This window comes from Agarivorans sp. OAG1, assembly GCF_037076485.1.
Classification (GTDB): Bacteria; Pseudomonadota; Gammaproteobacteria; order Enterobacterales; family Celerinatantimonadaceae; genus Agarivorans; species Agarivorans albus.
This window is the reverse complement of the sequence record NZ_AP028990.1, coordinates 2,315,688-2,327,074: the sequence shown is the minus strand read 5'-3', so window position 1 is coordinate 2,327,074 and position 11,387 is coordinate 2,315,688. Positions and strand designations below refer to the sequence as shown.

Genomic DNA, 11,387 nt, shown 5'->3' with positions numbered 1-11,387 from the left:
ACCCTTAATTAAATTGTTTTAGGAAACGTAAATCGTTTTCGAAGAATGAACGTAAATCGTTAACGCCATAGCGCAACATGGTTAAACGCTCTACACCCATGCCAAAGGCAAAACCGGTGTACTCTTCAGGGTCAATATTTACTGCACGTAATACATTTGGGTGTACCATGCCGCAACCCAAAACTTCTAACCAACCGTTTTTACCTAATACATCCACCTCGGCTGATGTTTCGGTAAACGGGAAATATGAAGGACGAAAACGTACTTGCATGTCTTCTTCAAAGAAGTTTTGCAAGAAGTCGTACAACACACCTTTTAACTCGGTGAAGTTAACGTTTTTATCTACCATCAAGCCTTCTACTTGATGGAACATAGGAGTGTGTGTTTGGTCGTAGTCGTTACGGTAAACACGTCCAGGAGAGATAATTCTAATTGGTGGTTTTTCCGTCTCCATAGTTCGGATTTGGACACCCGAGGTTTGAGTACGTAGTACCAGATTAGGATTAAAGTAGAACGTATCGTGGTCAGCACGCGCTGGGTGGTGCTCAGGAATGTTTAAGGCATCAAAGTTATGGAAACCATCTTCGATCTCCGGACCAGATTTAACCTGGAAACCCAACTCGCCAAAAAACGTTTGAATACGTTCAATTGTTCGAGTTACTGGATGTAAACCACCAATTTCATCGGTACGGCCTGGTAGGGTTACATCAACAGTTTCCGCCGCCAATTTAGCGTTTAATTCTTGCTGAACCAATAATTCGCGCTTTTGATTCAATGCTTCTTGGATAGCTTGTTTAGCTTGGTTAATAAGTTGACCAGCTTGAGGACGCTCTTCAGGCGATAATTTGCCAAGTCCCTGTAGCTGTTTAGTCATTAACCCTTTTTTACCTAGGTATTCTACGCGAACGGTATCGAGTTCGTTAATCGCAGAAGCTGCTTCTATGTGAGTCTTCGCCTGATTGATTAGCGCATCAAGATCTAGCATGATTTCCTCATATTCCACCAAGGGAACGGCTGATTTTTAGTATTTAATAAGACCGGAAATAGTACTTTAATGAGTCGCTGATGGCTAGCGCGGAAGCTTGTTTGCTAAGGATTTTTATAGGAGTTTGTTGGGTATTTGAGCAGACGCTAAAATGTAATGGAAGTTGATGCTATCACTTACAGAGATTAAGGCTAAATTTGTTGAAAAAATGGTAATAAAAAAGGGAGCCTAAGCTCCCTTTTCACAAACTTGATAAAACTTATAAAGCAGCTTTTGCTTTTTCTACCAATACTGTGAATGCTGCTTTATCAAAAACAGCAATATCAGCTAGGATCTTACGATCGATTTCGATAGATGCTTTTTTAAGTCCGTCAATGAAACGGCTGTAAGACAAACCATTTTGACGAGAAGCAGCATTGATACGTGCAATCCATAATTGACGGAATTGACGTTTACGCTGACGACGGTCACGGTAAGCGTATTGACCCGCTTTAATTACCGCTTGGAAGGCTACGCGATAAACACGTGAACGTGCTCCGTAGTAACCTTTGGCTTGTTTTAAGACTTTCTTATGACGTGCACGTGCTTGTACACCGCGTTTAACTCTGGCCATTCTTAATTTCCTCTAAACTTATGCGTACGGCAACATGCGAACAATTGATGCAACATCAGATGCAGCAATCATACCCTTCGGACGAAGGTGACGTTTTACCTTAGTACGGCGCTTAGTCAGGATGTGACGAAGACCAGCTTGTTTGTATTTAAAACCACCAGAAGCAGTTTTCTTAAAGCGCTTAGCTGCGCCTTTGTTCGATTTCATTTTTGGCATTTACATGCACTCCGCATTGCGAGTTTAACAACATATAACTAAAGGCGAACAAAAACAGCTTACTCGTTAAAGTAAGCTGCTTGTTACTTGGATGCCTTAGTTACTTCTTTTTAGGGCCTAACACCATAACAGCTTGGCGACCTTCCATTTTTGGAAAAGCTTCCACAACTGCTAGTTCTTCTAAATCACCTTTAATGCGATTTAAAAGATCAAAGCCTAAGCTTTGGTGTGCCATTTCACGACCACGGAAACGTAGCGTTACTTTAGCTTTATTACCCTCTTCTAGAAAGCGAACCAGGTTGCGTAGTTTTACCTGATAGTCGCCTTCGTCAGTTCCAGGTCGGAATTTAATTTCCTTAACCTGAATCTGTTTTTGCTTCTTCTTCTGTTCTTTTACAGATTTACTCTTTTCGTAAATGAACTTACCGTAATCCATGACCCGACAAACAGGTGGTTCAGCATTCGGACTAATTTCAACTAAATCAACGCCAGATTCTTCAGCAATGTTTAGCGCTTCATTCAAACTTACAATGCCAATGGACTCGCCATCTAAGCCATTAAGGCGTACTTCTTGAGCTTGAATTTCTTCATTTATCTTATGTGCTCTTGCAGCTTGTTGCTGACCACGTCTTCCGGTTTTTATAATTTATACCTCAATACAATTATTGTCACGATTGGTGATTTCTTGCTTAACTTGCTCAACAAACTTGTCTACTGCAAATTTGCCTAAGTCATCACCCTTACGAGTTCTAACCGCAACCTCATTACTTTCGACTTCTTTATCGCCGACAACTAACAAATAAGGAATACGCTTTAGAGTATGTTCGCGGATTTTAAAGCCTATCTTCTCATTTCTCAAGTCCGCAATGGCTCTAATGCCCTGTTTATTTAATTTTTTTACTACTTGATGGACAAAATCAGCCTGTTTATCAGTAATATTCATGACAACAACTTGTCGAGGAGCTAACCAAGTTGGGAAGAAACCAGAATATTCCTCTGTCAAAATACCAATAAAGCGTTCAAGTGAACCTAAAATGGCGCGGTGAATCATTACCGGTACATGGCGTTCATTGTCTTCTCCAACAAATGAAGCAGACAAGCGACCTGGCATTGAGAAATCTAACTGAACAGTACCACATTGCCATGCTCTATCTAGGCAGTCGTGAAGAGTGAACTCAATTTTAGGGCCGTAAAACGCACCTTCTCCCGGCAAATAAGAAAATTCGATCCCTTTTGATGTTAATGCATCAGCCAAGGCTTTTTCAGATTTATCCCAAGTTTCGTCGTCACCTACTCGCTGCTCTGGACGAGTAGAGAGTTTTACTTCAATTTCTTCAAAGCCGAAGGTTTTGTATGTTTCGTAAACCATGTCGATACACGAAGCAACTTCATCTTGAATTTGGTCTTCAGTACAGAAGATGTGTGCATCATCTTGGGTAAAGCCACGCACACGCATCAAACCATGTAAAGAACCAGATGGCTCGTTACGGTGACAAGAACCAAACTCAGCCATACGCAATGGAAGGTCACGGTAAGACTTCAAACCTTGGTTAAAGATTTGAATATGACCCGGACAGTTCATCGGCTTAACAGCGTATTCACGGCTTTCTGATTGCGTAGTAAACATTGCATCTGAATACTTATCCCAGTGTCCAGATTGCTCCCACAAACTACGATCCATAATTTGCGGTGCTTTTACTTCTTGATAATCGTACTTAGTTAACTGCTCTCGTACATAAGTTTCTAACTGACGGAAAATCGTCCAACCAGAGTCATGCCAGAACACCATACCTGGTGCTTCTTCTTGCATGTGGTAAAGATCTAACTGCTTACCAATTTTACGGTGGTCGCGCTTAGCGGCTTCTTCAAGACGTTTTAAGTATGCAGCTAGTTGTTTTTTATCTGCCCATGCGGTGCCATATACACGCTGCAACATTTTGTTTTTGCTATCGCCACGCCAATATGCACCAGCTACTTTCATCAATTTAAAATGATGACAGAACTTCATGTTAGGTACGTGTGGACCGCGACACATGTCTACGTATTCTTCGTGATGGTAAAGCCCAGGAGTGGCACTTGCCTCAATACCTTCGATAATCTCGAGCTTGTATGGTTCTTCGCGTTGTTCGAATACCGCTTTTGCTTCCGCTAGAGGCACTGTCTTTTTAACTACATCGTAGTTAGTTTTAGCCAGTGCTTTCATGCGTTTTTCTAGGTTCTCAATATCTTCTTGAGTAAGCGAATGCTCTAAATCGATATCGTAGTAAAAGCCATTATCAATAGTAGGACCAATAGCCATTTTAGTTTCAGGCCACATTTGTTTAATGGCATGCCCCAATAAGTGAGCACAAGAGTGACGAATGATTTCTAAACCATCTTCGTCTTTAGCGGTGATAATCGCTACTTGAGCATCTTCAGATATAAGTTCACAGGCATCTACACGTTCACCGTTTACACGGCCAGCAATACACGCTTTAGCTAAACCTGGGCCGATATCGGCTGCGATATCCATAGTTGAAACTGGGTTTTCGAATTGACGTTGACTACCGTCAGGAAGAGTAATAACTGGCATATTTATCCTTGCTCATACAGTGGTGATGCCTACCAAACATCACATGATTTAGTCGATAAAATTGAGTACTTAATGCACTTAAAAGATGGGCAATATTAAAGGTCTGAGCAGATAACTTCAATAGCTTATGGTTTATTGATCTTGATACTCGTTGTTCTCACCGATTTGAACCATAATTAGACAGTGGACATATTGGAGTAGTTGTTATGAAAAACTATGTCGAAAAAATGATTTCTTGCCCAACCTGCGGTCACCATACTCCCCTTATTATGGATGCGAGTAACGGTGACCAAGACTTTTATGAAGACTGTCGAGTATGTTGTAACCCAATACATTGCCGTTTACAGGTTGATGAAAGCAACGATAAATTATTGGCCTTTGTAGACGCTGACGACGAACAGTACTTTTAACTTAACCACCGTTTTAAGTCACCGCTTGCCGCTAAGTTTTTGATGGTATCAATCGCTGTCTGAGTTGCGCTGTCTATTTCAATATTCACTAAATCGTCTAGTTGCTTGTCACCTAGGGTAGTAACCCGCAGGGTTTCGGGAATAATGTGCAGCCAGAACCCCTGCTCACTCAGTTTTCCAACCGTTAAACTAGCGCCGTCAACACACACAAAGCCCTTATAGATAACATAATCGCGCCACGCCTTATCTAAGGCTAGATGAATAGCTAAGTTGTTCTCTGTTGGTAACAACTCAATTATTTTAGCGGTACTATGAATATGGCCAGAGACAAGATGACCACCAATTTCGTCCCCTACCTTCGCTGCGCGTTCAATATTTACTAAATCCCCTTCTTTTATTGTACCTAAGTTTGTTAGACTTAGCGTTTCTTGAATCAAGTCGAATTGAACACCTTGTTCGCTAATGTTTACCACCGTTAAACAGGTTCCGTTTACGGCCACACTAGCGCCTATTTTCAAGCCTTCGGTATCCGCTAAATCAACCCAGAGCTGCATGAATCCTGGTGATAACTCGACTTTGACTACTTTTCTTTTATTCTGAACAATTCCGGTGAACATGAAGCATTTTTTCCTGGGTTTTAAACAACGATTTTCCAAAGAGTGTTTTGCCATACTACGGCTAGCAGGGCCAATTGTAGTTGCTCAACTTACCATAACCGGTATGAGTTTTGTTGATACGATTATGGCAGGCTCGGTAAGCCCTACCGATTTAGCCGCTGTGGCTGTTGCCGCAAGCTTTTTTAACCCAATTATTTTGTTACTACAAGGCATATTAATGGCTGTTACGCCTCTGGTTGCCTATCAAATTGGCGCTAAACAAGCACATAAGGGCGGAAACATATTTCGCCAAGCCTTAGTTATTTCAATGTTTCTTGCCGCTGCTGCTTGGGCCATTTTATGGTTTGCGCCTAATGTATTTAACATTATGGATGTCGAAGAGCAGTTAGTTGGTCTAACAAAACAATACTTGTATTTTGTTAGTTTTGGATTACCTGCTTTTGCTTTATATCAGGTATTGCGAGGGGTTAACGAGGCCTGCTCGAACATTAAAGCCATTATGATCATTGGCATAATGGGCTTGCTAATAAACATCCCGATTAACTACATCTTTATTAATGGCTTGTTTGGCATGCCAAAACTCGGTGGCGCTGGCTGTGGTGTTGCCACGGCAATGGTTAATTGGTTTATGGCTGTTGCCATGCTGATCTACGCCACCAGAAGTAAAACCTTATTACCACTTAACTTGTTTGAACGATATCAAGGGATTGATTGGCCAATCGTATCGCGAATATTCAAATTAGGTTTGCCAATTGGCGGCGCTATATTCTTTGAAGTAACGCTGTTCTCTATGATTGCTTTGCTGTTATCGCCACTTGGCGCAGACATTGTGGCTGCTCACCAGATTGCGCTTAACTTCACCTCAATGGTATTTATGTTGCCATTAAGCATTGGCATCGCGCTTACTATTCGTGTTGGCAATTTTATGGGTGAAAAGTCGCTAGATAAAGCACAAGTGTGCGCCTATAGCGGAATTATTCTTTCCATTATCATTACCTTGTTTATAGCTACTGCAACTATCGTATTTCGTCACGACATTATCGCTTGGTACACGGAAAACACCACCGTAGCTGCCATTGCAGCCCCACTATTTTTGTTAGCGGCCACCTATCAGCTATCAGATTCAATGCAGGTATGTTGCGCCGGTGCGCTTAGGGGTTATCAAGATACTCGTTTCATTTTAATCGTTACCCTAATTAGTTTTTGGCCAATTGGCTTAGGTGTTGGATCTATACTTACATTTACCGATTATTTAACCGAAGAGCCAATGGGAGTGATCGGTTTCTGGATAGCCATAGTACTAGCACTAACTGCCTGCGCTATTGGTTTGTGCTGGCGACTAATTTGGGCAAGCAATAACCCAGACAAACTTCACTTAATAAACAAGGAAGCATGAGCAAAAAACAGCTTGTTGTTTACTCATTTTTAGCACTGGGTATAGGTGCATTTTCTTATGGGCTAATTTATTGGCAAAAGCCGCTTAGTGAGCGGCTTTTTCAAGACTATAGCTCTAGGTTAAACAGAGTGCTTTCCATTTCAATAAAGGCTCCGAAACAAACCGAATCACTTCCGCAAGTTTATTGGCGTGACTACTTAAAAAAAGAGCCAGAGTTATCACTATCACTGCTAGACAGCATTACCCTTAAACACTGCGGATTAGACCAACTGGTTTTCGAGAAGAATTCGAGCTTAGGTAAACATGCTAGTGCCGACTACACGCTGGTTTGGCATATTGATTTGATAACCGGTCTACAAACTTGCTTAGCCAACAACCACCTAGATGCTCAGCTAAAAGCCTCGCTACAGCACATACTCGATACAAAACGTGCAGCAATTAATGTTTACTGGCACAACTTTTTGGTTAACGAACTAAGCATTAGGCACTTGTGGTCTAGCCAACAAGCTATTGGCAAAAATCCGCTTCCTTCCTACCGCGCGCTTGCTACAAACTTAACAGAGTTGAGCCACATACATGGTGAGCTAGTCACCAGCCACAGCATAAACAAGAAACAACTTCTGCGGTTAAGTGAAAAGCTGCAAAAAGGAGTAACTATTTTGGCTCTCCTTCAAGAGCTTAATGCAACTAGTGCTTGGCTTAACAAGGTCACCATGGCACTAAATGCTCGTCAATTTTCCTGCCAAGAAAGCAAAGCTGATTACGATATCTTACGTAATATTCTAACTAAAGTTTATGCGGTAAAGGTGCAAGACTATCTTGCCGAGCTCGATCAAAGTGCCAATGCTGTTATAAATTCTTTGATTCCACTAATGCAGCAGTCACACGCCGAACTGTTAGCACGCGCAAGCGCTATACATATAGAATTTAAACAAGCTAACCGCAAACACGTAAAACAATGGAAGCAAATACTCGATAGCTGTACGTGAGTTTAAAGCAACATCTTTTCATGCTTTTGAATTTGTTTATGCTAATTACAGAAGCACTGTTTAATCATTGAACATTCAGTTCTCATAATCATTATCAGCAGTTGACGCATGCCTGCAGTTACAGTACCTTTCTCGCCGTAGGTTAAAACCTCACAATACAACCGTAGCTCAGTTGGTTAGAGCACCACCTTGACATGGTGGGGGTCGGTGGTTCGAATCCACTCGGTTGTACCAAAATCTAAAACGATATTCGCGTAGCTCAGTTGGTTAGAGCACTACCTTGACATGGTAGGGGTCGGTGGTTCAAATCCACTCGCGAATACCACCTCTCAATCGTCCCTACTCTTTCATTTTTTATACAGCCTTTAAGTAATGTTGCTGAGTTCGCGCTTGCGGTTCTAGGTTTAAATTGCTTAAGTAAGCTTGTTGACTTACCCGCCCTTGTTCTAAAAACACCATATAATCGGCTAAACGTTTAACCTCTTCTAAGTCGTGGCTTACATATACAACTGGAATCGAAAGCTGCTGGTGTAGTCTTTCCAAATAAGGAATGATCTCTTGTTTTAAAGTGGCGTCTAATGCTGATAGCGGTTCGTCCATTAACAATAGCTTTGGTGAACTTAGCAAAGCTCTAGCAATTGCAACACGCTGGCGTTCTCCCCCCGATAAACAGCTGGGTCTGCGTGTTAATAAATGTGAAATACTCAATAATTCACAAGTATCGCTAATACTTACTTTTCGTTTTTCTGGACGTGTTAAGTGGTGACCAAACAACAAGTTTTGTTCTACATTTAGATGCGGAAATAAACTGGCTTCTTGGAATACATAGCCAATTTCTCTTTGATGAGTAGCAAGATAGATCCCTTTCTTATCATCTTGCCAAACCTCACCATTAACCGAAAAATAGCCACCACTAAAACGATCTAAACCAGCCATTGCGCGTAAACATGAGGTTTTACCAGAACCCGAAGGTCCAAACAAAGCAGATACACCGGTTTGTGGCAAAGTAAGCTCAATGTTCAACGTAAAGTCATCACGCTGGCTGTGCAATTGCAATTCTAAGCACATAGTTTAAGCCTCTGTTTAGTAAAATCGTTCAAGCTGTAGATGATTAGCAAAGCAACAAATGAAAACACCAACATTCCGCCCGCTAACCAATGCGCTTGACCATATTCTAATGCCTCAACATGGTTATATATTTCTATCGCCATCACTCGCGTTTCACCAGGAATATTGCCGCCAATCATAAGCACTACACCAAACTCTCCAATAGTGTGGCAAAAGCCCAAAATGGCAGCGGCAAAAAATCCCGGCCTAGCAAGGGGAAAAGCGACTTTCCAAAACACTCGCCAAGGACTTGCACGTAACGTCATGGCTACTTCTAAGGGTCGTTTACCTATTGCTTCAAAAGCGTTTTGCATGGGCTGCACAACAAACGGCAAGGTATGCACTACGCAGGCAATCACAATACCGGTGAAGGTGAATGGCAATCGCCCTACTCCTAGTTGCTCAGATAAGCTGCCTAAGGGGCCGTTTGGCCCAAGCAGCAGCAGTAGATAAAAACCCAATACAGTTGGCGGTAGCACTAGCGGCAACGCGAACATTGCACCTATTAGTGACTTTAAAGACGATTGAGTTTGCGACATCCACCACGCCAATGGCGTGGCAATAATCAATAACACCAAAGTAACAACACAGGCCAACTTAAGCGTTAGATAAACCACTGTTATATCGGGCATATAGCACTCCTTTGCCATTTGGCTACTTAACGCCGTATCCAAAATCTTTAATTAGCTGCTTAGATTGTTCTGTTTGCAGATAAGCTAAAAATTGTTTTGCGGCCGCATTGTTACTGCCTTGCTTAAGTAACACTGCGTCTTGTTTAATTGGTGAGTACAGTTCATTTGGCACTAACCATAGCGAGCCGCCATTTAACTGTTTATCAACGAGTACTTGGGATAAAGCAACAAAACCCAGATCAACTGCGCCAGAACTAATTTGTTGGTAGGTTTGTCCAACAGATTGCCCCTCTACAAATTTGGGCTCAAGTTCGTTGTAAACGCCAAGGTTTTTCATTGCGCTAACCGCGGCAGCCCCATAGGGAGCTGTTTTAGGGTTACAAATAGCGATATGCTTTAATTCTTCTTTTAGTATTTCACCTTTGCCGTCCACTAACTCTGGGTTGTTCGACCACAGCACCAAGGATCCTAGAGCATAGGTAAACTGACTTTTTGGCTCAGCTAATCCCTCTTTTACTAATAAACTAGGTCGTTGTTGGTCTGCGGCTAAAAATACCTCGAATGGCGCACCATTTTTAATCTGTGCATATAACTTACCTGTTGAACCAGCAGACACTTGAACGTGATGCCCGGTTTCTTTTTGGTAGTGATCGACCAAGGTCAAAACAGGTTTATAAAAATTTGCTGCAACAGCAACTTTAATTTCTGCAGCTTGAAGGCTTGTTACCTTTAGTATTGCTACAACCAGTAAAACCCAACAAACACATAACTTGCTTAATAGTTTTTTCATTACTACTTCCTAGAGTTTAATAACTACAAATAATGACTGCGGATGCACTAAAAGAGACGGCTACTTGGCACTGCTCTTTTATATCGAGTTGTTCCTCAAGTACGCTTGGAACAATAGCGGATAAGTTTTTTTGTTCGGCTAGCTGGACACTAATATCCAAGTTGTCTGGCCCCTTGTTTATACGGCTAACCCGCCCTACAAATTGGTTAGTGTTACTCTTGGCGGTATCTGCACCTTTGCGAATGCTTACTTGAGAGGCTTTAATTAAACACAATACTTCGCTGCCTAGTGTAAGATTTAGCTCTTCTACAGATTCCATAGACAGTAAGGCGTTAACGGTTAGTTGGCGGCTTATTGCCACTTTAACTAAGCAGTTAACTGATTTTTTATCAATCAATACAACTTGGCCAAGTAGTTGATTTCTTGCGCTGCAACGCAAACTCATACGGCGCATTAGTTGTCTAAATTCAACTACGTTTAGCTGCTCATCGCAGGGTTCGTTAATTTTCGGCTTCAGTTGTTCAAAAGCTTGTTGATACTCAAGCTCTAAGGCACGGTATAAACTTAACAGGCCAATTCCGTAATCGGTCAGCCGAGTTCCACCTCCATGTTTACCGCCACTTTTTTTAATAACCAAAGGATGTTCAGATAAGTTGTTAATTGCATCTAGCGCATCCCAAGCTGCTTTATAAGACATAGGAATAGACTTAGCCGCTGCACTTAGAGAACCGTATTCAGTAATGGCCTCTAAAAGCTTTATTCGTTTATCACTAAGAAATGGACCTAGCTCACTACAAAGCTTAATTTTTCCCATCAGTGGTTGGTTGGTATGATTAAGTTCTCTTAAGGTCATATTCGCACCTATACAACGCCTTTAGGCGCTCAGTTAAATTGAACAAATGCGAACTAACCGCACCGTTAGTTACCTTAGTGCAAGCACGACGCCAACCATCAAATATCGCCAGAAAGCCCGTTAACATTGGGGTTAAGCAACAAAGTAAGGTGACTAATAGCTGTAGCGAAGTTAACAAACTACGCTGTATTGTTGGGTATATAACGA

At 41.7% G+C, this 11,387-nt stretch carries 13 protein-coding genes and 2 tRNA genes; 5 read left to right on the top strand and 10 right to left on the bottom strand.

The genetic code is table 11. The annotated features are described in order from the left end of the window. Nucleotides 1-4: 4 nt before the first annotated feature. The 5 genes from pheS to thrS form a co-directional block, all read right to left on the bottom strand. On the bottom strand, nt 5-985 hold the full coding sequence (pheS, locus tag OAG1_RS10615) for a phenylalanine--tRNA ligase subunit alpha (RefSeq protein WP_016401505.1): 981 nt from the start codon (nt 983-985) through the stop codon (nt 5-7). A gap of 259 nt (nt 986-1,244) precedes the next feature. After that, on the bottom strand, nt 1,245-1,598 hold the full coding sequence (gene rplT / locus OAG1_RS10610) for a 50S ribosomal protein L20 (protein ID WP_016401506.1): 354 nt from the start codon (nt 1,596-1,598) through the stop codon (nt 1,245-1,247). Nucleotides 1,599-1,616: 18 nt separating this feature from the next. Continuing rightward, the gene (rpmI, locus tag OAG1_RS10605) at nt 1,617-1,814 is read right to left on the bottom strand and encodes a 50S ribosomal protein L35 (protein ID WP_016401507.1); all 198 of its coding nucleotides are present in this window, start codon (nt 1,812-1,814) and stop codon (nt 1,617-1,619) included. 100 nt (nt 1,815-1,914) lie between these two features. Beyond that, on the bottom strand, nt 1,915-2,457 hold the full coding sequence (gene infC, locus OAG1_RS10600) for a translation initiation factor IF-3 (protein WP_084681800.1): 543 nt from the start codon (nt 2,455-2,457) through the stop codon (nt 1,915-1,917). Between the two features lie 3 nt (nt 2,458-2,460). Continuing rightward, nucleotides 2,461-4,386: a threonine--tRNA ligase gene (gene thrS, locus OAG1_RS10595; RefSeq protein ID WP_152784876.1), complete on the bottom strand. Its 1,926-nt coding sequence runs from the start codon at nt 4,384-4,386 to the stop codon at nt 2,461-2,463. A 206-nt stretch (nt 4,387-4,592) separates the two neighbouring features. Between thrS and OAG1_RS10590 the strand changes: the two genes are divergently transcribed. Continuing rightward, a complete protein-coding gene (locus OAG1_RS10590) occupies nt 4,593-4,796 on the top strand; it encodes a CPXCG motif-containing cysteine-rich protein (RefSeq protein ID WP_152784874.1) in 204 nt (67 codons plus the stop codon). Here OAG1_RS10590 and OAG1_RS10585 read toward each other — a convergent pair. Next, a complete protein-coding gene (locus OAG1_RS10585; RefSeq protein ID WP_338626372.1) occupies nt 4,793-5,413 on the bottom strand; it encodes a riboflavin synthase subunit alpha in 621 nt (206 codons plus the stop codon). The genes OAG1_RS10590 and OAG1_RS10585 overlap by 4 nt on opposite strands. On the opposite strand from OAG1_RS10585, the gene OAG1_RS10580 reads away from it, so the two are divergent. From OAG1_RS10580 to OAG1_RS10565, 4 genes are all read left to right on the top strand, one after another. Then, complete coding sequence (locus OAG1_RS10580; RefSeq protein WP_051147601.1) at nt 5,412-6,809, top strand: MATE family efflux transporter; 1,398 nt, start codon at nt 5,412-5,414, stop codon at nt 6,807-6,809. The genes OAG1_RS10585 and OAG1_RS10580 overlap by 2 nt on opposite strands. Continuing rightward, on the top strand, nt 6,806-7,798 hold the full coding sequence (locus tag OAG1_RS10575; RefSeq protein WP_338626371.1) for a DUF3080 family protein: 993 nt from the start codon (nt 6,806-6,808) through the stop codon (nt 7,796-7,798). The genes OAG1_RS10580 and OAG1_RS10575 overlap by 4 nt, the downstream gene beginning before the upstream one ends. 157 nt (nt 7,799-7,955) lie before the next feature. Continuing rightward, a tRNA-Val gene (locus tag OAG1_RS10570) sits at nt 7,956-8,032 on the top strand. Between the two features lie 14 nt (nt 8,033-8,046). Beyond that, nucleotides 8,047-8,123, top strand: a tRNA-Val gene (locus OAG1_RS10565). A 29-nt stretch (nt 8,124-8,152) separates the two neighbouring features. Here the strand turns inward: OAG1_RS10565 and modC are convergent. The 4 genes from modC to OAG1_RS10545 are packed head-to-tail and all read right to left on the bottom strand — an operon-like array spanning nt 8,153 to nt 11,180. Further along, nucleotides 8,153-8,866 carry a molybdenum ABC transporter ATP-binding protein gene (gene modC / locus OAG1_RS10560; RefSeq protein ID WP_338626370.1) on the bottom strand — a complete coding sequence of 238 codons (714 nt, stop codon included), beginning with the start codon at nt 8,864-8,866 and terminating at the stop codon, nt 8,153-8,155. Next, nucleotides 8,857-9,537: a molybdate ABC transporter permease subunit gene (gene modB, locus OAG1_RS10555; RefSeq protein ID WP_338626369.1), complete on the bottom strand. Its 681-nt coding sequence runs from the start codon at nt 9,535-9,537 to the stop codon at nt 8,857-8,859. Before modB ends, modC begins: the two co-directional genes overlap by 10 nt. 22 nt (nt 9,538-9,559) lie before the next feature. After that, entirely contained in the window at nt 9,560-10,327 is a 768-nt protein-coding gene (modA, locus tag OAG1_RS10550; RefSeq protein WP_338626368.1) for a molybdate ABC transporter substrate-binding protein, read from the bottom strand. A 16-nt stretch (nt 10,328-10,343) separates the two neighbouring features. Then, a complete protein-coding gene (locus tag OAG1_RS10545) occupies nt 10,344-11,180 on the bottom strand; it encodes a TOBE domain-containing protein (protein WP_338626367.1) in 837 nt (278 codons plus the stop codon). Nucleotides 11,181-11,387: the final 207 nt, after the last annotated feature.